General features: G+C 59.5%; 17 protein-coding genes, 1 tRNA gene and 2 pseudogenes. 8 read left to right on the top strand and 12 right to left on the bottom strand.

Translation table 11 applies throughout. From position 1 onward, the window contains the following. Positions 1–108 precede the first annotated feature (108 nt). Genes AC2444_RS16160 through AC2444_RS16145 form a run of 4 tightly spaced genes read left to right on the top strand, consistent with a single transcriptional unit; the run spans position 109 to position 4,799 of the window. A complete protein-coding gene (locus tag AC2444_RS16160) occupies positions 109–957 on the top strand; it encodes an ABC transporter permease (protein WP_012758593.1) in 849 nt (282 codons plus the stop codon). Continuing rightward, a complete protein-coding gene (locus AC2444_RS16155) occupies positions 954–2,255 on the top strand; it encodes an ABC transporter ATP-binding protein (RefSeq protein ID WP_012758592.1) in 1,302 nt (433 codons plus the stop codon). Before AC2444_RS16160 ends, AC2444_RS16155 begins: the two co-directional genes overlap by 4 nt. Next, the gene (locus tag AC2444_RS16150; RefSeq protein ID WP_012758591.1) at positions 2,255–3,439 is read left to right on the top strand and encodes a glycosyltransferase family 2 protein; all 1,185 of its coding nucleotides are present in this window, start codon (positions 2,255–2,257) and stop codon (positions 3,437–3,439) included. Before AC2444_RS16155 ends, AC2444_RS16150 begins: the two co-directional genes overlap by 1 nt. After that, entirely contained in the window at positions 3,432–4,799 is a 1,368-nt protein-coding gene (locus tag AC2444_RS16145; protein WP_012758590.1) for a glycosyltransferase, read from the top strand. Before AC2444_RS16150 ends, AC2444_RS16145 begins: the two co-directional genes overlap by 8 nt. Positions 4,800–4,819: 20 nt before the next feature. Here AC2444_RS16145 and AC2444_RS16140 read toward each other — a convergent pair. The 8 genes and pseudogenes from AC2444_RS16140 to xylF all read right to left on the bottom strand — a co-directional run. Then, a pseudogene (locus AC2444_RS16140) lies at positions 4,820–5,132 on the bottom strand (glycosyl transferase); the annotation flags it as partial. Between the two features lie 28 nt (positions 5,133–5,160). Further along, the gene (locus tag AC2444_RS16135) at positions 5,161–6,114 is read right to left on the bottom strand and encodes an NAD-dependent epimerase/dehydratase family protein (protein WP_012758588.1); all 954 of its coding nucleotides are present in this window, start codon (positions 6,112–6,114) and stop codon (positions 5,161–5,163) included. 840 nt (positions 6,115–6,954) lie between these two features. Then, positions 6,955–8,331, bottom strand: a complete 1,377-nt coding sequence (locus AC2444_RS16130) for a peptidoglycan L,D-endopeptidase MepK (RefSeq protein WP_012758587.1) — start codon at positions 8,329–8,331, stop codon at positions 6,955–6,957. 463 nt (positions 8,332–8,794) lie between these two features. Beyond that, entirely contained in the window at positions 8,795–9,157 is a 363-nt protein-coding gene (locus AC2444_RS16125; protein WP_012758586.1) for a hypothetical protein, read from the bottom strand. A 216-nt stretch (positions 9,158–9,373) separates the two neighbouring features. After that, positions 9,374–9,450 (bottom strand) — tRNA-Arg (locus AC2444_RS16120). 205 nt (positions 9,451–9,655) lie between these two features. Next, positions 9,656–10,438 carry an ATP-binding cassette domain-containing protein gene (locus AC2444_RS16115; protein ID WP_003561812.1) on the bottom strand — a complete coding sequence of 261 codons (783 nt, stop codon included), beginning with the start codon at positions 10,436–10,438 and terminating at the stop codon, positions 9,656–9,658. 14 nt (positions 10,439–10,452) lie between these two features. Next, positions 10,453–11,766, bottom strand: a complete 1,314-nt coding sequence (locus tag AC2444_RS16110) for a sugar ABC transporter permease (RefSeq protein ID WP_012758585.1) — start codon at positions 11,764–11,766, stop codon at positions 10,453–10,455. 266 nt (positions 11,767–12,032) lie between these two features. Continuing rightward, on the bottom strand, positions 12,033–13,073 hold the full coding sequence (gene xylF, locus AC2444_RS16105) for a D-xylose ABC transporter substrate-binding protein (RefSeq protein ID WP_003542055.1): 1,041 nt from the start codon (positions 13,071–13,073) through the stop codon (positions 12,033–12,035). Positions 13,074–13,300: 227 nt separating this feature from the next. Here xylF and AC2444_RS16100 point away from each other — a divergent pair, with 227 nt between their 5' ends. Next, positions 13,301–14,551 carry an ROK family transcriptional regulator gene (locus AC2444_RS16100; RefSeq protein ID WP_012758584.1) on the top strand — a complete coding sequence of 417 codons (1,251 nt, stop codon included), beginning with the start codon at positions 13,301–13,303 and terminating at the stop codon, positions 14,549–14,551. A 326-nt stretch (positions 14,552–14,877) separates the two neighbouring features. Here AC2444_RS16100 and iolG read toward each other — a convergent pair whose 3' ends face one another. Beyond that, complete coding sequence (gene iolG / locus AC2444_RS16095) at positions 14,878–15,870, bottom strand: inositol 2-dehydrogenase (RefSeq protein ID WP_012758583.1); 993 nt, start codon at positions 15,868–15,870, stop codon at positions 14,878–14,880. Positions 15,871–16,183: 313 nt separating this feature from the next. On the opposite strand from iolG, the gene AC2444_RS16090 reads away from it, so the two are divergent. Beyond that, positions 16,184–16,465 (top strand): hypothetical protein, encoded by a 282-nt coding sequence (locus AC2444_RS16090; RefSeq protein WP_026157448.1) that lies wholly within the window; start codon positions 16,184–16,186, stop codon positions 16,463–16,465. 170 nt (positions 16,466–16,635) lie between these two features. Then, a pseudogene (locus AC2444_RS16085) lies at positions 16,636–16,862 on the top strand (hypothetical protein). Between the two features lie 120 nt (positions 16,863–16,982). Here the strand turns inward: AC2444_RS16085 and AC2444_RS16080 are convergent. The 3 genes from AC2444_RS16080 to AC2444_RS16070 all read right to left on the bottom strand — a co-directional run bounded on the left by AC2444_RS16080 (position 16,983) and on the right by AC2444_RS16070 (position 19,832). Then, a complete protein-coding gene (locus AC2444_RS16080) occupies positions 16,983–17,861 on the bottom strand; it encodes a Hint domain-containing protein (protein WP_012758580.1) in 879 nt (292 codons plus the stop codon). Positions 17,862–18,171: 310 nt separating this feature from the next. Continuing rightward, positions 18,172–18,645: a hypothetical protein gene (locus AC2444_RS16075; protein WP_012758579.1), complete on the bottom strand. Its 474-nt coding sequence runs from the start codon at positions 18,643–18,645 to the stop codon at positions 18,172–18,174. A gap of 182 nt (positions 18,646–18,827) precedes the next feature. Continuing rightward, positions 18,828–19,832, bottom strand: a complete 1,005-nt coding sequence (locus AC2444_RS16070) for a LysR family transcriptional regulator (protein ID WP_012758578.1) — start codon at positions 19,830–19,832, stop codon at positions 18,828–18,830. Between the two features lie 270 nt (positions 19,833–20,102). Between AC2444_RS16070 and chvE the strand changes: the two genes are divergently transcribed. After that, a complete protein-coding gene (gene chvE / locus AC2444_RS16065) occupies positions 20,103–21,167 on the top strand; it encodes a multiple monosaccharide ABC transporter substrate-binding protein (RefSeq protein WP_012758577.1) in 1,065 nt (354 codons plus the stop codon). Positions 21,168–21,211 lie beyond the last annotated feature (44 nt).

Below are 21,211 nucleotides of genomic sequence, written 5' to 3'. Positions count from 1 at the left end.
GCTTCCTACGATAACGATCACGCTAGTGTACCGTGTCAGTTCGCGAGTATGATGATCTTTACTACTTTGAGGCAAGGTGTATTTAACCGGTGGCAAAAGTGAGCCGAAATGCCTGAACAGCTCAAGGATGATGCGCTTGATCGCGCGAAGCGACGGGACCAATACTGGCGCCGTGATCAGTGGAAGTCCTTGATCCACATCTGTCTGCAATGGAACGATTTGCTGTTAGAACTTCTGGCACGCGATCTGAAGATGAGATATCAACGGTCCGCAATTGGCCTCGGCTGGTCCTTAATGCGGCCATTGAGCCAGCTGCTGGTTTTTTCGCTGATCTTTCGTCACGTTCTGCCCCTAGATATTCCCCATTACACCACTTTCGTCTTTTCCGGCGTGTTGGCCTGGGGTTGGCTCAGCACTGCGGTACCCGCAGCGACGACTTCCATAACCGGCAGCAGCGAACTGGTGCGCCGGCCGGGCTTTCCGGTCGGCATACTTCCTGTTGTCGCAGTCATCACACAAGCAGTGCACCTTCTGCTCGCTCTGCCACTCCTCTTCATCATCTCGTTTATCGAGACCGGGGGCCTGACTTTGAGCGTCGTCGCACTTCCACTCGTCTTCCTTGCGCAGGCGCTATTCACGATGGGCCTGTCCTATCTTGTTGCGATTGCGCATGTCCACTTCCGGGATACTCAACATTTGGTAGGCGTAGTTTTGATGCTGGGTTTTTACCTGACACCCGTGTTCTACAGCCCACTTAAGGCGAGTGAGCCGATGGCGTTAATTCACACCTTGAACCCGATGGCCTGGATTCTTGAGGGCTACCGCGCCATTTTCGTCGAACACGCGTGGCCTCCCGTTGATATCTATTGGAAGACTGCGCTGATTTCTTTGCCGATGCTATTTGCTGGAATTTGGCTGGTCGAGCGTGGCAGCGCAAGCCTAGTGGACGAACTATGAGACAAGGCGCCATCACCGTCCACGACGTCGGCAAGCGCTACCGTGCGCAAGGGGGTGCACGCTCCACCACGTTGAAGGGTTACCTTTTGTCCGGACGGTCCGTGGTGCCGTCGAAAAGCTTTTGGGGCCTGCGCCACATCAGCTTCGCGGTTGCGCCAGGGCAAGCTGTCGGCGTGGTCGGGCTAAACGGGGCCGGGAAGTCCACTTTGCTGCGTCTGATCGGCGGCGTTGGTCGTCCCGACGAAGGGCAGATCAAGGTGATGGGTCGAATTGGCGCCTTGCTCGACATCGGGGCGGGCTTGACCGACGATTTGACGGGGCGCGAGAACATCTTCCTGCTGGGTGTTATCGCGGGAATGCGGCGGACCGAGGTTGCCGAGCGGTTTGACGAGATTGTAGCCTTCGCCGAGCTGGAGGCGGCCGTTGAGAACCCGGTTCGCAGTTATAGCACCGGGATGCGCATGCGCCTGGCATTCGCCGTGGCAGTCCATGTGCGCCCGGACATCTTGCTTATCGATGAGGCCCTCGCTGTAGGCGACCAAGCCTTCCAGCAGAAGTGCATTGCAAGAGTGAAGGAGATACTGAACGACGGCGCCACTATCTTCTTCGTGTCACACGACGTCTCGCAGGTAAGAGAAATCTGCGACTACGTGCTGTTCCTGAGAGGCGGACGCGTCGTGGGCTACGGACCAATCGACGAAATGCTCCCACTTTATACCTCGGCTGTCGAGGCGAAGGTCGCCAGTGTCCAGCACGAACCGTTCGGCGTTACAAAATTGCCCGTCGAGCTTGTGCCGCAGGTCAGCCGGTTCGGCAATGGCGAACTCCAGATCACAGCCGTAGCATTGCTGAACGAGCAAGGCATGCCGACAAGTACCATCGTTGCGGGCGACCGGCTGTCGATTTCACTGACCTATGTGGGCGCCACCAGAGATCGCAACGCCGTTATCGTCATCGGCATCTATGCGGCGGACGATACGTGCTGCTTCGAGACCGACAGCAAGTTGGCCGAATTCGCCCCTCTCGTAGATACGGACACGGTGCGCATCGAAACAACACTCAATCGTATCGACCTGGCGCCAGGCGACTATCGCGTTACGGTGGGCCTTTTTTCGGCAGACTGGCAGCAGGTTTACGATTATCATGCTGAAGTCTATCCTCTCGCCGTGACCGGCCCCGGCCCAAGAAAGGGTATGCTGAATCCCCCGACACAGTGGCAGCAGGTGCAGTCGCGCCCCACCGCGACCTCGCCGGACCACGGCTCATTGGGGCAGCACAGCTTGGATCCGAACTCCTGATGCGCCTTGCGGTCCGAGACATCGACATTCTTGACCTTCCGCCAGATTTTGGGCCGACTGGTGACTATCAGGGTGCACTTGTGCTGATCCGGGTCGCCGGTCGTCCGTGCGGCCAAGCTGTGATCGCCTTCGACACCGATGGCGGCAAGACGCCAATTAAGGATCGGATTCTGTCTGCGGCCAGTTCGTCGGTGTTCGAGGCTTGGCTGAGGCATCGGCTGGCCCTCCCTGACCCGTCGCCGACTCCAAATCAGCTGCCGAAAGCTTCCGTGGTGATCTGCACGCGCGATCGTACCGAAGATCTGGAGCGCTGCCTCACCGGGCTTTTGGCTATGCCCGATAAGGCCGATATTCTAGTCGTCGACAATGCCCCATCGAACGAGGCCACGCGAGATTTAGTCGGGCGCTTCGATACTGTGAGATATCTGCGCGAGCCGCGTCCTGGTCTTGACGTCGCGCGCAATACTGCCCTTCGCAACACAGAAGCAGACGTCGTCGCCTTCATCGACGACGATGCGGTCCCCGACCCGCTATGGCTTAGAACCTTGCTTCGCAATTTCGAGGACCCCCTGGTGCTGGCCGTAACCGGCCTTACTATGGCGTCCGAGCTGGAAACGGACTCGCAGATCGCCTTTCAACATTTTGGCGGTTTTTGCCGTGGTTTCAGGCGTCAGGTCTATGACGCCTACAACCTGGACCCTTTCACCGGATGGCATGCGGGTGCCGGTGTCAACATGGCATTGCGCCGAACGATCGTTGACGTGGTGGGGTGGTTCGACGAGGCCCTCGACGCTGGAACACTAAGTCTGGCTGGTGGCGACACAGACATGTTCCGGCGCGTGCTCGAAGCCGGGTATCGGATCATCTACGATCCCGAAGCTCTGAACTGGCACCGCCATCGTCGCTCAAGCAAGGAACTTCAGCAGCAGATGTATGGCTACGAGGCTGCATCGCTCGCCATCTTGACGAAGGCCCTCGTGTTCGAGGGAAACCCGCGCGCGCTCCCTCGCATGATTCGTTCGTACATCAGGCTTTTTCGGCGATTGTTTCAACCTCGACGGACACACCAATTCAGCCTGCCTTACAACGACGCCTTAACCCAGTTCAGAGGGGCTGCGAGCGGCCCGGTTCGTTATCTGAGGGCGCGGGCGCGAGCAGTGAAGGCAGGGCATAAGCGTGGTTGACATCAGCGTTATCATACCAACCCATAATCGTGCTGCCATGCTGAGATCGCTTCTGGGCAAGCTCGACGCCCAGCGAGATGGGACCCCAGCGTTCGAAGTCCTGGTTGTGGCTGATGGCTGTGAGGACGACACGTCGACAATGCTCGCGTCGCTTCGTACCCGCGTTCCGCTTCGTACCCTGTCGTTGCCGGGCGTCGGTCCGGCACTCGCCCGCAATGCGGGGTCGCAGGTCGCGAGCGGCCGTTTATTGATCTTCCTTGATGACGACATTGAGCCCGGGGAAAACTTCGTTGGGGCGCACGTCGTTGAACATCAGCGCCACCCTGGGGGCGTAGTGATGGGCCCCTATCCGCCACTTCCGCACATTGCAAGGGACCGCTTCCGCCTCAGCGCGCGCGCATGGTGGACGAGGCACTTCGAGCGCGTGTCCCTCCCTGGACATCAGTTCGCCTTTACCGATGTGCTGACAGGAAACCTTTCGCTGGATGCGGAACTATTTCACGCAATGGGCGGCCTCGATCCTCAATTCGCCCGTGCACGAGAAGACTTCGAATTTGGTCTGCGTCTGATCAAAAAGGGAGTTCCAATTCGTTTTGCTCCTGACGCATTGGGCTATCATCTCGAACATCAGACGGCGACACTGACCGGAAAGATGGTGCGCAGGCATCAAGAGGGACGCTCCGATGCCTTGATGGCTCGCAAGCACCCCGACATACAGCGGCGGCTCGAGATCCATCGGTTTGCCGGAAAAAAGGGGCGGAAAAAACGTCTGCAAAGGATCATCGCTACCCGCGCCGGTTCTGTCCTTGACCCCCTCGTCAAGGCTGGCCCCCGCGTCCTCCAAATGTTGGAAAAGGCTGGCCTTCGCAGGCTCTATGAGAAGGTAGAGCGACAGCTCAATGGATATCATTATCTTCGCGGCGCCGCGGAAGTTTTGGGTGAGGATTGGCGGCTTCCGACGGATCCGACAGCTTCCGCTGACGAAATCGAGGTGCTCGAGATCAATCTGGACCAAGGCCTTGAGGCAGCCGAAGCTATGCTGGCGGAACGCCGACCCCTCGCTGCTCGTATCGTGAATGGGACGGTACCGGTCGGCGACATGGGTCACCAGATCGGCGCCGAACCGTGGGACGCACGGCATTTCCGTCCGTGGCTGAACGGCCAGGCAATACGCGGATATCTTCCTGTGGCGCTTGCCGAATGGCAGATTCAGCCGAACAACGTCCCCCCGCATTTGTCCGACTTCACATTGAACACCCTCAATAACCCCGGTTTCCGCGCGCATATAATCGAACAGCACGTCCAATGGATGCAGGCGAAACTGAGTTCAGCACTCTATGACAATACGACCAAATCGTAGCGGCCGACGCTGCTGCGGCCGAGTGCCAGGTTCAGACGCCCTACCGCGCTCATGCCGATGCGCCTGCCGTGGGGCAGTTCCGGCTGTCGAGTACGGCACGCTCGGCGAGTGCCGCCGTCTCAGGCCTTTCGATTAGGCTTGTCCTACGGGAAGACCATCCGACAGGAAGACCACGAGCCCATCGGAGACCAGGAGCGAAACGGCATCACGGTGAGAGGTGGCGAGATCAAGATAGTGAATCGATATGAGAAAACTTATATCCTTCAGATCGGACGGAAGTGGTTCCCGCATCATCACTCTCTCAATCACGTCGTGAACATACGCCATCTGCACCTCGGACGAGAATCTCGAAAGTCATAGTTTATTCCGCGGCGTGCCTCATTTGGTCCCTGAACCAGTCGAGAGTCATCGCCACGCCCTGTTCGTAGGTGATGTTGCACGACCATTCGGGCATGACATAGTGCGCATTGGTCAAATCAGGCCGTCTGTTCGTGGGGTCCTGCGGTGGTGACGGCTCGAAGACGATCGGCACGCCGCCAACGAGCCTGGAGACATATTGCGCGACCTCGAGAACCGAAATCTCGCGATCATTGCCGACGTTCAGAGGCCCCTTATAGTCGGTTTCATTTATCCAGAAATATCGCGCGAAACCATCGACAACGTCATCGACATAGCCCCAACTGCGTGACTGAAGACCGTCACCGAACACGGTAATCGGGCGACCCGAAAGCGCCTGGGTGATGAAGTTGGAGACCGCGCGCCCATCGTCGGAGCGTGTCCGGGGACCATAGATATTGAAGGGGCGAACGATCTTGACGTCGAGCCCTTGGGTACGCTGCATCTCGAACAGCAGCGACTCAGTGCACCTTTTGCTTTCGTCGTAGGACGAGCGCGGTCCGGTGCAGTCGACCTGACCCTTGTAGGATTCCGGCTGCGGCGACACCAGAGGATCGCCATAGACTTCGGAAGAGGAGGTGAAACCGAAACGTCCGCCCTTCTTCAGCAAGTCGAGCAACCGGAATGCCCCGAGAAGATTGGCGGAGATCGTTCTCTTCGGCTCCTTCATGTACCACGGCGGCGATGCGGGGGATGCAAGGTGATAGATTTCGTCGAACTTATCCGAGGTCTGCAGCGTCTCGACATCAGATTTCACGAAGTGGAAACGGGGGTCCCGGATGTGCGCGATATTTTCGAAAAGCCCGGTCCAGAGGTTGTCAACAACGACTAGCTTCTGGACGTCCTTCCTCAGCAAAAGTCGATCGCACAAGTGGGATCCGATGAAGCCAGCCCCGCCAGAAATCAATACGCTTTTCATTGCTTCGTGCCTCGTGACTTGAGATTAAGCTGTTTGCTTATTAGTATCACCTGTAATGCATGACAATTATTTAGAAGAGTTCTAAGAATTACTCACTTATTAATGTCAATTGTTAAAAGTAACCACTTTAAGGTGTTTCTGACGAGCTGCGCTCGACAACGAGCAGCCGGGCCGGACCGGATGCTACAGATGTTCGTCGCGCGATCATCGTGACCTGCCCAATCTCGACCATCCGTTCCATGAGACGGCCGCGACCATTTGCGGTTCGATCGGAGGAATCGGCATGGTATCGAGAACCTCTCCAACGAGTTCCGGATCCAGGGAGCTGAGGTTGCCTGTGGAAAGGAGGGTTCCGAATGTGTGTTATATTTTCGAAAGGTCCGGTGCAAAGATTGTCAACAACAGCCAGTTTCTGGGTATCATTTTCGAAGTAGAAATCGTCGCATAAATGCGATCCAATGAAGCTGACCCCGTTTCTCACATCGTTTCGCCTCGTTACTTGAGAATATATTAATGTTATTACAGCGATCGACAGTTTAGTATGGGCACGAAGTCCGGGGGTGGATCGGACTTTGGTCTGAATTTCGCGCGCGCGGAAACGTCGTCATAGAAATCGACAGCGCTTCTGGTTCGGGACGCTTATCTCGGCTTCCCGCCATTCGTGGTGACGCTGGGCTTGCTGTCGATTGCCCGAGCCCGGCAGGCGTTACATCGAACAACCGTCGTCTGGCGCTGGGCAAGGGGCGCTTGGTTTTTCGAGATCGCAAAGCCGGTTCTCACCGGGTCGTTCTGGCGCGGCTGACCGGCTTCGTCCGGCGTATCAAGCCTTGATGATTGAGGTCAGCCCTCCGGGGGCGACGCAAACCGGCTCGCATCGAACAGGTCTGTCGCGGCGACCGGAATGATATCCTCACCTGACGTCGCGACATTGACCTCACGATGAACCGTGCGGGGGGAAACGCGAGGCGCGTTCAATCCCATTACTTCGCCGGGAGAATGCAGCGCCCATTTCATCAGCGCCGCGTCGGACGTCGATTCAAAGAAACTTGCTTCTTCCCAGGAAGCGGTCATGGGCAGAGAGGCGATCATATCAGCGCCCTGCTTGGAGGCCTGGTGTGCAACACGGAGGGGTTCGAAGCGGGCGTAGGCCGGCAATGCAGGCGCCGGCCTGTCCGGAAGGACATCAATTGGGCCGATCGACGCAGTCTCCAGTTTGTCATCTGCGCCGGCGTCGTGCTTGAGGGCGGGCGGGCGCATCGCCGGTATCGGAATCGGCAAAGATGAAACATCCCCAGCGGACCGTTTGTCGTCACGCTCGACCGCGCCGGTTTGCAGCGCGAGCGCATTCAATGCCCGGCTTCTGGGCGCGGGCAGAAGCGCCGTCACGAGCTTATTGTCTATGGTGTCGCCGTTCGGCCTGGCCGACGCGCTCACGTCTTCGTCTTCTCCCGCGGTGCTGGCGATCTGGATCGAGGTGGGGCCGCCGCGCTTCTTGTAGTTTGCAACCGCCTGATTGTATCCCGGCAGCGGCCTGCCATCGGCCGGGAGATGGATCGTCTGCCCATTCGGGAATATTCGAGCGAGTTCCTGCCGGGACATGCGGGGCCAGGCCCTGACATTGCCGACATCGAGATGCACGAAGGGCGATCCCGAGGTAGGGTAATATCCGACACCGCCGACCTGCATCTGCATTGCAAGCGCACGCAGCGTCGAAAGCTTCACGCCGGGAACGTAGAAGTCCATCGCCTTGCCCAGCATGTGCTGGCTCTTCTTGGCGACGCCCGTGATGCGCGAGCGGTTGCGGAGCATGTTGTTGGTGGTGGGCGAACGATAGGCGGAGACGATGTGGATGTAGTCCTTGCCGCCGCTGCGCTTGTACACCTCCCAGACCAGGTCGAGCAGCCGGGGATCCATCCGGGTCGGCTCGTTCCTTCGCCAGTCGCGCAGAAACCGATTGATCTGGGTGAGGCCCTTTGGATCGAACTTTCCGTCCCGCTTGTAGGTGATCGTGGCCCTCTCGCCTGTATGGGTAAAGAACAGCTTCAGGGCCCGATCTTCCGCCGAGGCAAATGTTGCGGAGCCGACAAGTGCGGGCAGCGCAAACAGAGCCGGCAGAATGGTCTTTGCGACGAACCGTTCCGCACGCGACAGCAGTGTGGCAATTCCGCCCAAGGCTCCGCCCGATAATCCTTGCACTGGATACTTCAACACGAACAATTCCGTCCTACACCAAACACTCGACGGTGTGCGGGAATCTCCGCATCCATCACGCTTAGTAAAGCCAGCTTATGGTCAACAAATTGCTAACGAGCGGATGCGTATGCTCGGCGAAGTGAGGATGCGCGTCATCACAAGCGCAATCGGACCCTACGCCCGCGAGAGGAGAGCATCGAGCGCATTCTGTGCTGCTCTGAAATCCCCGCCGCTCTGAAACGGTTACAACCGCTCCCAACCTTCAGTCTCCCGGAACACGCGACCTCAACTCCCGCCTAGCGGCTGACCAGAACATGCATCGACCTTAAACCCGGATCAATCAATAGGGCGGGCCAGTTGGGAATGAGGCATCCGATGCGCTTCTAACCGCCAGCCTCGTCGATCGGTGGAGACGCGACGCCTTGCCCAGAAATGCGTACCTCGGTCGGAACTGGAAAAGTTCGCTGAACAAACTCTGGCTATGTCCTTAGAAGTTTGGACTATCCTCATGGCCCTCCAACTCAGGACACCCCCTGATGTTGCCGAAACCGATCGTTCGCCGGTCGCCCGATTCATCCAGACCACTGAGCACGATGACATTGTCATCCTGCTGTATAATCTCGCTACGATAGATGCCGGCCCGAAGCGCCCGGTTTTTCGCCTGGCTTATGTTGCATTGCCCGGGCGGCGGAGTGACGTGCCAGTATCTCGTCCCTTGCCCATCCGAGTGCCATCCGCCCGAAGCTGCGAATGCTGACAGGCTGGATAGCAGTATCCCAGACGCCAATATTGCGCTGCCTAGAACCAGTTTCATGTAACCTCCGTAAGCTGCGGCAGGGCTGGTCGTCATTCTGCTTGTCCTGTTTTCAACGGACAGCCGGGTTTCCCATGGCGTCACCACATTAGGTGGCTCGCGCTAACACTGTGCTAACGCCCGCTTCGGCGGCAATTTCCGGATACTAAAAACAAAGGTTTTTTTCGACGCGGTTCGCCTTGTGCTACCGATGTCACCGCTCGGAGGAAGAGCAAGTAAAGGGAAATATTTCAATAATTTCAATGTGTTTTGTGGCGCACCCGACAGGATTCGAACCTGTGACCTTTGGAATCGGAATCCAACACTCTATCCAGCTGAGCTACGGGTGCATGCCTAAGGCGGTTTGAATCGCCTGTCCGATGGGTGGTTCTTAGCCTAGCTTGCGGCTGGCTTCAATCGCGAAATTCTCAGAAATACGGGTGCTTGCGCTTTGAAGGGTGTTTTTATCCGTCGGCCCGGGGAATGCTTACAAAAATCTCCGCCGGCCTTGCGGGCGGCGGAGTGTGTTTGTCGCGAGCTGTCGCTTTGTGGCGGTCAGATCTGCATGGCGCCGGGGCCGGGGATGGCCTTTGACGGTACCTTGCCGAGGATGATCATGCCGAGGACCTCGTCCTTGGTCACATCCTCGGTGCGGGCGTGGCCGACGACCTGGCCGTTCTTCATCACCGAGACGCGGTCGGCGAGGTCGAAGACGTCGTGGATGTCGTGGCTGATGAGGAAGATGCCGATGCCTTCCTTCTTCAGTTGCTTGATCAGCTCGCCAACCTGCGCCGTCTCCTGGGGGCCGAGCGCTGCCGTCGGCTCGTCCATGATCAGGATGCGGGCGTTGAAGAGGATCGCACGGGCGATCGCCACCGATTGCCGCTGGCCGCCCGAAAGCGCCTTCACCGGCTCCTTGAAGCGCTTGAAGTTGGGGTTGAGGCGCCCCATCACCTCGCGGGCCGAGGCTTCCATCGCCACGTCGTCGAGCGTGCCCCAGCGGGTCTTCAGCTCGCGGCCGAGATAGAGGTTGGCGGCGGCGTCGACATTGTCGGCGACGGCGAGCGTCTGGTAGATCGTCTCGATCCCGTATTTCTTGGCATCGCGCGGATTGCGGATATCGGCAGGCTCGCCGTTGATCAGGATCTCGCCGCCATCACGCTTGTAGGCGCCGGAGAGGATCTTGATGAGCGTCGACTTGCCGGCGCCGTTATGGCCGAGCAAGGCGACCACTTCGCCGGGGTAGAGATCGACCGAGGCATTGTCCACGGCGTGAATGCCGCCGAAGGAGATCGAGATGTTTTTCAGTTCCACGAGGGGAGTGCGTTGATCAGCCATGTCTGGGGCTCCTCTCACTTGGCACGGGCGCGGTAGACGGTGTCGAGCCAGACCGCCACGACAAGGACGGTGCCGACGACGACGCTCTGCAGCGGCGTATCGACATGCGCGAGCACCATGCCCGACTGCAGCGACTGCATGACGAGCGCGCCGAGCATGGCGCCGGCGATGGTGCCGGTACCGCCTGCCAGCGACGTTCCGCCAATGACGGCGGCGGCGATGGTGTAGAGCTCGTCGAGCGTACCCTGCGAGTTGGTCGCGGCATTGAGGCGGGCGGTGGAGATCGCCGCTGCAATGGCTGCGAGAATGCCCATCAGCGCGAAGATGCGCACGGTGACCCAGCGGGTCTTGATGCCGGCGAGCTCGGCCGCTTCGGGGTTGCCGCCGATTGCGAAGACGTAGCGGCCGAAGCGCAGCCTTGTCGCGATGAAGGTCATGATGATGCCGACGACGATGGCGATCAGCACCGGCACGGCGATACCGTAGGGGATATCCAGGCCGGTCTCGGGCCAGGGAATATTGTTGGTCTCGGCATATTTCTTGGCGATGTTGATCGGCCAGTAATAGCTGTTGGCGATCCAGACCGCGCCGAGGATGAGCACGCAGCTCAGGATGGCGAGGAAATATTCAGCCCACATCGGCCGGCGGGGGAAACCGAAGCGCCGGCGCTGCCGGCGCGAGCCGACGATGCTGGCGATGACGAAGAGGCAGGCGCAGATGCCGACAATCCAGCTCCAGGTGGCGCCGATCGAGCCTTCGGCACCGCCGCCCATGATGCGGAAGGTCTGGTCCATCGGCGCAACCGTCTGGCCGCTGGTGACGAGCCAGGTGGCGCCGCGCCAGACGAGCAGGCCGCCGAGCGTGACGATGAAAGAGGGAACGTTGAGGAAGGCGATGATGATGCCCTGGAAGGCGCCGATCAGGCAGCCTGCCGCCAATCCGACCAGCAGCGTGATCGCCCAGGTGAAGGGGCTGTCGAAACCGATATATTCCGGCAGGATCTTGGCCTGCGTCACGCCCATGATCATGCCGCAGAGGCCGAGCACGGAACCGACCGAAAGGTCGATGTTGCGGGTGACGATGATCAGCACCATGCCCGTCGTCATGACGGCGATGTCGGTCGTCTGGACCGAGAGGTTCCAGAGATTGCGCGGAGTCAGGAAGAGGCCGCCGGTGATGATGTGGAAGCCGATCCAGATGATGATCAGCGCGCCGATCATGCCGAGCAGACGCGTGTCGATCTCGGTGGCGCGGAAAAAGCGGGTCACCGGACTGGCTTCCGCCGCTCGCGGTCCGCTTGATGTTGTGGATTTTACCATTTCGGCCATGGGTTTGCCGTTCCCCCACTTTGTTTGGACGGACGCGCCGGCGTGCTAGAGGCTGCCATCGGCGTCATGCATCTGTTCTTCAACTCACCATCGCGATGCTTCCGGAAGCCGGTCGCGTGGCGTCGCGACACCCTTCCGGCAGGGAATGAAAACCCGCGATGGTGCGGCGAGGCGGAGAAAACTTCGTCGTTGGAATTCTCATCCGCATCCGGCGCCGCAACGGTGTTTCGCTGCGGCGCCGGCAATTCCAGTTTACAAGCCCTGGCTTACTTGCAGGCAGCGACGCTGTCGGCCTTGACGCCCTGGCACGCTTCCGCCTTGGAGATCCAGCCGGCGTCGATGACGACGTTCAGATTGTCCTTGGTGATCGCAAGCGGCTTCAGGAAGACCGACTGCATTTCGACGCCCTTGGGGCCGCCCTTGAAAGCCTGGGCGCCGTCGATCTTGCTCATGTCCTTGCCGCCGGCGAGGTCGAGAGCGATTTCAGCGGCGCGCTGGCCGAGTTCGCGGCTGTCCTTCCAGACGGAAACCGTCTGCGTGCCGAGAGCGATGCGGTTGAGGGCCGCCTTGTCACCGTCCTGGCCGGAAACCGGAACGGAGCCGGCGAGGCCCTGTGCGTCGAGAGCAGCGATCGCGCCACCGGCGGTGCCGTCATTCGAGGCGACGACGGCGTCAACCTTGTTGTTGTTGGCGGTCAGGAACTGCTCCATGTTGCGCTGAGCGTTCTCCGGCAGCCAGCCGTCGGTATAGGCTTCGCCGACATTCTTGATCTTGCCGGCGTCGATGGCGGCCTTCAGGACTTCCTGCTGGCCCGAGAACAGGAAGTCAGCATTCGGATCGGAAGACGAGCCCTTGATGAAGACGTAATTGCCTTCCGGCTTGGCCTTGAAAACGCCTTCAGCCTGCAGTCGGCCGACTTCCTTGTTGTCGAAGGTAATGTAGAAGGCAGCCGGGTTTTCGATCAGGCGGTCGTAGCCGACGACGGGGATGCCTTCAGCGGCGGCCTTCTCGATGGCCGGGCCGATCGCATCGGAATCCTGGGCGAGAATGATCAGCGCGTTGGCGCCCTGGGAGATCAGCGATTCGACGTCGGTAAGCTGCTTTGCGGCAGAAGACTGCGCGTCAGCGGAAATATACTTGGCGCCCTTGGCTTCGAGAGCCTTCTTGATGGCGGCTTCGTCCGTCTTCCAGCGTTCTTCCTGGAAATTCGACCAGGAAACACCGACGACGAGATCGGCAGCCATGGCAGCGGTATGCACGGAAACGAGGATGGCAGCACCTGCCATCAATTTCAAAATAGACTTCATAATGTCCTCCCGAGTGGATTGCGACCGGCCCAGCCCATGCTTCCTCCGGCCACCGCGAATAGCTGTCGAGAAAGGTTCGGATTTTTTTCTCGACAGTCGAGAAATTTAGTGTCAGAGATTTTTTCAACTGTCAACACTGCACTGCCAGCTTAATTTCCTTGCGAAACATCGGCTGGAGATGCAGTGGAAACCACGGGAAGAACAAGCAGGAGGAGAGGGCGGCATTCATGCTGACCAAATCGAGCACGGAGCTGGTCCGGCAGAGAAACAGCGTGCTCGTGCTGTCCGTGCTGCGTCGCCACGGTGCGCTCGCGCATACCGAAATATCCGATTTCACCGGGCTGTCGTCGGCCACCATTTCGGCGATCACCACTGAGCTGGAAAAAGCCCAGATCATCGAAAAGTCGGAACATCAGCCGGCAAGCGGCCGCGGCCGGCCACGCGTGCTGCTGCGCCAGCGGCGCGATTGCGGCTATCTTATCGTCGTCATCATCTCCTCAGATGCGGTGCAATATTCGCTGGTCGATTATGCCGGCAAGCTGATCGACCGCTTCAGTGAGGAACGTTCGCATGATCCTGCAGGCGCTGCCCGCTTCGTCGCTGCCGTGCGGGCCGGGCTTTTGCGTATTCTCGATCGTTCGAAGATCAGCCAAGAAAAGGTGCTGCTGATCTCGATCAGCAGCAAGGGGCTGGTCAATTCGACGGAGCCGGTTCTGGTATGGTCGCCGATCTTCGGCAGCGACCAGATCGATTTCGAATTGGCACTCCGGCCGGAATGGCAGGCCAAGGTGATCCTCGACAACGAGACGCTGCTGGTCGCAGCCGCGCTCGGCGCGCGTGAGGAGATGGTGAAGGGCGCCGATTTCCGTTCGCTCGCCGCCCTTTCGCTCGGCCACAGCGTCGGGCTTGGCATCGTCAGGCGCGGCAACCAGACGGGCCAGGAGATATCGGCGCCGAATTTCGGGCACATGCTGCACATGGCCAATGGTGGGCTCTGCCGCTGCGGCACCCGCGGCTGCATCGAGGCCTATGCCGGTTTCTACGCGATCCTGCGCAGCGCCTTCGAAGTGCCGCTCGATACGATCCCGGCAAAGTTCGTGCCGGTGGCGGAACTGGACAAGATCGCCGCAAAGGCGCGCCAGGGCCACCGCGTCCCCGCCTTTGCCTTCCGCCAGGCGGGGCTGGCGCTCGGCAACGGGCTGTCGCGCATGCTGAGCTTGACGGAGCGCATGCCGATCGCCATCACCGGGCCGGGCACGCGTTATTACGACCTTCTTCGGCAAGGGATCGAAGAGGGTCTCGGGCAGTCGCATATTGTGCGCATGGAAGGCATGCCCGAGATCAGGGTGGTGGCCGACGAGCAGATCCTCGTCTTCGAAGGACATCTGAACCGGGCGCTGTCTGTCATCGACGAGGATATCGTTCTCTCGGGCGTTCAGGGAATCCAGGCATCGGCGATTATTCAGGAATCGGGTTGAGGGTTTCTTTGAACCGACGTGTGGTGATTGCAGCAGCAACGGGCCAGTCGGTAGTATGCGACTTTGAGGGGTGTGCCGTGCCAGCCCCCCTCTGGCCTGCCGGCCATCTCCCCCACAGGTGGGGAGATCACAAGTGGCTAAACCTTACCGCCCGTCTAGCATTTCGTCGTGCTGTGACGCCTGTTGTCGGGCGAGCAAGCGCGGCCAGCCAATCTCCCCACCTGTGGGGGAGATGGCCGGCAGGCCAGAGGGGGGCGTTGCGGCACGCCGTTCACCAAAAGATCTCTGAAACGCGAAATGCATGGCTTCCGGCCGGGAGAGGGCCGTCAGCCGATCTTGATGAGCTTGCCTTCCTTGACGGACTGGACCGCGGCATCGGCGAGTGCCAGCGCTGCGAGGCCATCGGCGCCTGATGGAGAGATCTTGGAGCCCTTCTCGATCGCGGCGATGAAGCTGGCGATCTCGTTTGCATAGGCTTCGGTATAACGGGTCATGAAGAAGTCATGCAGCGGCGGGCGGGTGTAGCCTTCGCCGTTTGCGACTTCGATCGAGACCGGGCGCTGGTTTTCGGCCGAGACGAGGCCCTTGGAGCCGTGCGCCTCGATGCGCTGATCGTAGCCGTAGGTGGCGCGGCGGGAGTTGGAGATGATGGCCTGCTTGCCGGATTTCGTCTGCAGGATGACCGAGACGCTGTCATAGTCGCCAGCTTCGCCGATCGCCTTGTCGACGAGCACCGCGGCGGTCGCGAAAACCGACACCGGTTCTTCGCCGAGCAGGAAGCGGGCCATGTCGAAGTCATGGATCGTCATGTCGCGGAAGATACCGCCGGAGCGCTTGATGTAATCGACCGGCGGGGCGCCGGGGTCACGCGAGGTGATCGTCACCATCTCGACATCGCCGATCTTGCCTTCGTCGATGACTTTGCGCACCGCCATGAAATGCGGGTCGAAGCGGCGGTTGAAGCCGACCATCAGCTTGGCGCCGGTCTCTTCCACCACCTTGATGCAGGCCTTGACGCGGGCGACGTCGAGGTCGATCGGCTTTTCGCAGAAGATCGCCTTGCCGGCGCGGGCGAAGCGCTCGATCAGGTCGGCATGGGTATCCGTCGGCGTGCAGATGACGACGGCGTCGATATCCTTGGCTGCCTCGATCGCCTCGATGGTGCGGACCTCGCAGCCATAGGCGGAGGCGATCGCGTCGGCTGCCTGCGGAAAGGCGTCTGCGACCGCAACGAGCTTTGCATTGGCGTCGCCGCTGACAGCCTTTGCATGAACTTTGCCAATGCGGCCGGCGCCGAGAAGACCAAATCTCACTGTCATTCTAACCTCCCTTGAATTCGGAACAAATAAACCGAACTGCCAAAATTATGGAATTTTCATTCCACCTTCTGTGGACCGCGTCAAGCCCGCGGATCTTTCACATTTGCAAGATTCGAACCAGGCCTGTCCTGGTCGGATTGAACTATTCTGCCGGAGCAGGTTTTGGTCAGGGCAGAGCCGATCGCTTCTGATCCTGGCGGAAAGATGCCCGGCCTTTCAGCCAAGAGAATACTTTAATCTGACCAGGAAAGGCTCTAGAGACAATCACGGCATGGGCCGAAGGCAGTGCGACAAATGCGACCGCGGGGCAGGAATGCAACTCATAGATCCGAATCATCCGGCATATCGGCGCCTCTGGGTGCGAATTGCCATTGTTGCCGTCTGCTTCGGCTGGGCCGTGGTCGAACTTGTCACCGGCGATCCGTTCTGGGCGGTGCTGGCCGGCGGGGCAGGCGCCTATTCCTTCTATATATTGTTCTGGACCTTCAATCCGCAGCCTCCGGCCATCGAGCTGCCCGTGCAGCCGGACCCCGAGGACGAGGACGAACCCGCGGCGGCCGCTGAAAAACCTCCTAAGGACGGGCAGGCGGAATAGTCAGCGGCTCAATCGCCGCAGCGCTTCGTCGATCAGCAGGTTGGCCAGCATCATGCGCTTCGTCGCATTGTCGCGAAAGAGCAATTCTATGCCATCGGGATGATTGGCGCGCGTGAAGGCGCGGCGCTTTTCACGGAGCGTCAGCGGCCTACCGGCACCTTTGGTTCCGCGTGCTCATTGTCGTCGTCTGTTTTGGATGGGCGATCGTCGAATTCGTCGGCGGCGACCCTTTCTGGGCGTGCTGGCCGGCGGTGCGGGTGTCTATTCCTTCTATATGCCGATCTGGCTATATGCTGATCTGGCCTTCGATCCGGCGCCGCCCGAGACTGCAGTCGTCACACCCGATGACGCGGACGGGAACGAGCCGGCAGGTGACGAAGAGAAGAAGGCCGAATAATCAAAGCGTGCCGCGATCTTTCCGATGCGCGCCACGCTTGACGTCTGGCTTGATACTCTCGCAAAACCGACGCACGGCTTCGCGTGCAGCCAGCCCGATCCCCGGCGCATTCCCGTCCTGTCAGAGTGACAATTCCTTGGCTTGCGCGTCGATTTTTTCGCAGGCATTCCCGAATGGATCGTGCATCGGTACCAGCGGCGAAACGCCGAGCAGGAGAAGCGCCTTCAAATGTGACCAGCCACCTCCCAGCAACGGCGCAAAGGATGTCATCACGATGCGTTCCTTGCCATAGAGACGCTCGTACTCTGGAAAATTGCAGAAGTTCTCGTGATTGCTGTTCTTCAGATGGAAGGACTCGGCCTCAGCACCTTCGGCAAGGATAGCTTCGTGCGTATCGAGCATGACGGCATAGTACTCGATCGATACGTCGGCGGCGGGAGTGACCGATGCAATCGTCGTGCCGTTCACGAGGTCCTTTACCTGGATCAGAATGCCGTTCAGGTGCAGCGCATGGCCAGGCGACAGATAGAGATCCGAATGGGGTGCGTGCCCGCCCAGTGCGTGGCGTGAAACCCGGATAGGCACGACGTCCTTCTGCCAGCGCGCGCCGCTCTTCTTGAAGCTTTGGCGGCCGACCCACTTTACGGAACGCGTGCTACCGTCAGGAAGGGCAACGCGATCGCCGATGCGCAGATCCTCGACAGGCTTCTCACCGCAATCCGTGAGGATCGCCGTTCCCCGCAGGAAACATTGTGCGCCGCTCCCGCTGCCGCCACCGCCACTGGAGCCACCACTTCCGCCTGAGCCACCGCTCCCGCCAGAGCCTCCACCGGAGCCGCCCCGTCCCCAAAGCCGCCCCAGCGCATTGGCCGGAGAGGTGGTAATTGCTGCGGCCAAGGCGGCCACGCCGGCAATACGAGCTCCGGCGGCTGCGGCTACACCTAGAAAATGTCTGCGCGCAGTGTTGCGTGGTAGCTTCGGATCTTCCGTAGATGACATGTCGGCGCTCTCCTGAAAAACATTTACACCGCCCTATGTTACACTGGGTTGTATCGCATTCAATTTCGCTAAATTGCGCTAGGTCCTACCGAAAAGGGCGTAGGCATGGTCTATTGGGGTCCCGAAATACGCTATTGCCGCTGCCAAAAAGCGGAAGATTTATCTGCTACCCGAACGCGAAAGAATCAAACTGATTACCATGGCCACAGGTTGAAACGCAGGAAAAGCAGCCCATATAGAATTCGCGAATCGAGCCGGAAACGGCGGCTCTTCCAAAGCCTCGGAACGTTTGTCTGCGTTCGAGAAAGCTTCAGCTGTGCGGCAGCCGGCGCATCGCCTCGTCGATCAGCAGATTGGCGATCATCATGCGCCTGTTGGCATTGTCGCGGAAAGGCTCTGCGATGCCATCAGGATGATTGGCCTTGGCAAAGGCGCGCCGCTTCTCGTTCAGCGTCTGTTGGGTATCGGCGGCAGCGATCGCGAGTTCCGCGGCGATCTCTTCCGGAGCGATGCGGGCGAGATGGTCCGGCATGACGGGCTCGGGTGGGGGCGCAGGCGCCGGTTCCTCCGCGATCGCGGCGGCGGGATCGAGTTCCAGATTTTCGAAATAGGCCTGGCCGACGCGTTGCGAGACGGCCGAGACGCCCTCCATGACATCGAAGGCGAGCCCGGTGCCAAGACCGGAGACGCGATGGACGGCCGGCACTTCGGCGTCTTCGGCCGTCTCGTCCTCCGCCTTCAGCCGCTCGAGGACTGATTGAAATACCGACTGTCCGAACAGCATCCCGCCTTCCTTGAGAGCATTTCCGTTTTTCTTCGAACCACGGAAATGCTCTATCTCCTTGTTCACGCAATTCCTGGGAAAGTCGCTTCGCGCTTTTCCCGGCAAAACTGCTGCGCACTTTTGCTGGAATTGCTCGAGGCGCATTAAAAGAGAGCAAGATGGTGCAGGGCTTGCGGGTGTCGTCAGCCGGCCTGCTTGCGGCTCTCCTCAAGGATGATGTCGTAGAGCAGCCTTGCGCTCGGCGGCAGCGCCCGTTCCCTCGCCGTGATCATGCTGTAGGGCTTGACGTTGATGTCGAAATCGATCGGCAGCATGCGCACATCCGAGGCATTCGAGCCTTGGCTGGCAAGGAACTGGGCGACGTCGACGGCGACCGGAGCGATCGCATCGGTCTCGCAGATGATGGCGCAGGTCAGAAGCAGCGAGGAGGTGTTGACGATGTTTTCGGGCAGCGCCACGCCACGCGACAGGAAAACGTCCTCGATCGTGCGGCGCAGCAGCGTGCCGGGCGGCTGGAACACCCAGTCGTAATCCCTGACGTCGGCGAGGCTGCTCATCTTGTGCTTCATAAGCGGATGGCGGCTGCGCACGATCAGGCAAGCCCGCTCGATGCCGATCTCCGCCACCTCGAACAGGCGCGGGTTGAGATCATCGGGAATGCGGCCGATGATGAAGTCATGGCGGGCGGCGAGCAGTTCGCGGGCAAGCACATTGCTCGTCTCCACCTGGATGTTGATTTCGATGCCGGGATAAGCCTTGCGCACCTTGTTGATCGCCGGCACGACGAGGCTCATGGCCGGCGCGGTCACCGCGCCGATGAAGACCGAACCGCCCTTGCCGCTTTTCAATTCGCCAATCTCGCGGCTCGCCTCGCGCAGTTCCAGGAGGATCTTCCGAGCCCTTCGGGCAAGCGCTGCGCCGAAGGTCGTCAGAACCACGCCGCGGGCCACCCGCTCATAGAGCGACGTCTTGGTGATCGATTCCATTTCGGACAACATCCGCGATGCGGCGGGCTGCGAAATGTTCAAGACTTCCGCAGCTGCGGAAATCTGTCCGCTATCTTCGATTGCGACGATCATGCGCAGGTGATTCAGCTTAAGTCCTGCACGCAAAAGGCTGTCATCGCCGAAATTATCGCTGTGGATATCGACGTGATCCATCAAAAATGGCTCAGAAATAACCGTCATGGTTGCAGCCTCCTCGCTGCGCTCCATCAAAAGTAATACTTTTTAACGATATACCAAAATTGTTATGCACGTTAGCACTTATTCTATTTGACAGTTATAGGAATCCATACCAGTTTGCCGCCGTGTGCTGGTTGGCACTCAACACGTGTGAGATCGTGGAGGAGACCTACTTCGTTTCTCACCATCTGAAGTAACTATCCAATACGGAACCTGCCACAGTTTCGGGGCGGGCGATTTTTCGTCCGCTGCTTATTAACAAGGGAGAGAGAAATGAAATCCATTATCTCATTGATGGCTGCGGCTGCCTTCGGCGTCGCTTCGTTCGTTGCACCGGCTCTGGCCGCGGATAAGGGCACTGTCGGCATCGCAATGCCGACCAAGGCTTCTGCCCGCTGGATCGACGACGGCAACAACATCGTCAAGCAGCTCCAGGCTGCCGGTTACGGCACTGACCTGCAGTATGGCGACGACGACATTCCGAACCAGCTTTCGCAGATCGAAAACATGGTCACCAAGGGTGCCAAGGTTCTCGTCATCGCTTCGATCGACGGCACGACGCTTTCCGACGTTCTCCAGAAGGCACACGACGCCGGCATCAAGGTCATCGCTTATGACCGTCTGATCCGCGATTCGGGCAACGTCGACTACTACGCGACGTTCGACAACTTCCAGGTCGGCGTTCTGCAGGCTGGCTCCATCGTTGACGGCCTCGGCCTCAAGGACGGCAAGGGCCCGTTCAACATCGAACTGTTCGGCGGCTCGCCTGACGACAACAACGCCTTCTTCTTCTATGATGGCGCCATGTCCGTCCTGCAGCCTTACATCGACAGCGGCAAGCTCGTCGTGAAGTCCGGCCAGACCGGCATGGACAAGGTCGGCACGCTGCGTTGGGATCCGGCAACGGCCCAGGCCCGCATGGACAACCTGCTCTCGGCTAACTACACCGACGCCAAGGTCGATGCCGTTCTGTCGCCTTACGACGGTCTGTCCATCGGTATCATCTCCTCGCTGAAGGGCGTTGGTTACGGTACTGCGGCTCAGCCGCTCCCGATCGTCACCGGTCAGGACGCTGAAATCCCGTCGGTCAAGTCGATCATCGCTGGCGAACAGCACTCGACGATCTTCAAGGACACCCGCGAACTCGCCAAGGTCACTGTTGCCATGGTCGACGCTGTGATGTCCGGCAAGGATCCGGAGGTCAACGACACGAAGACCTACGACAACGGCGTCAAGGTCGTCCCGTCCTATCTGCTGAAGCCGGTTGCCGTCGACAAGACCAACTACAAGCAGATTCTCGTCGACAGCGGTTACTACTCTGAAGACAAGCTGAAGTAATGAGAAGGACCGGAGCCCGCGCTTGCGGGTTCCGGTCTTCGATT

Source organism: Rhizobium sp. WSM1328 (assembly GCF_057653715.1).
This window is presented reverse-complemented; position numbering and strand designations above follow the sequence as displayed.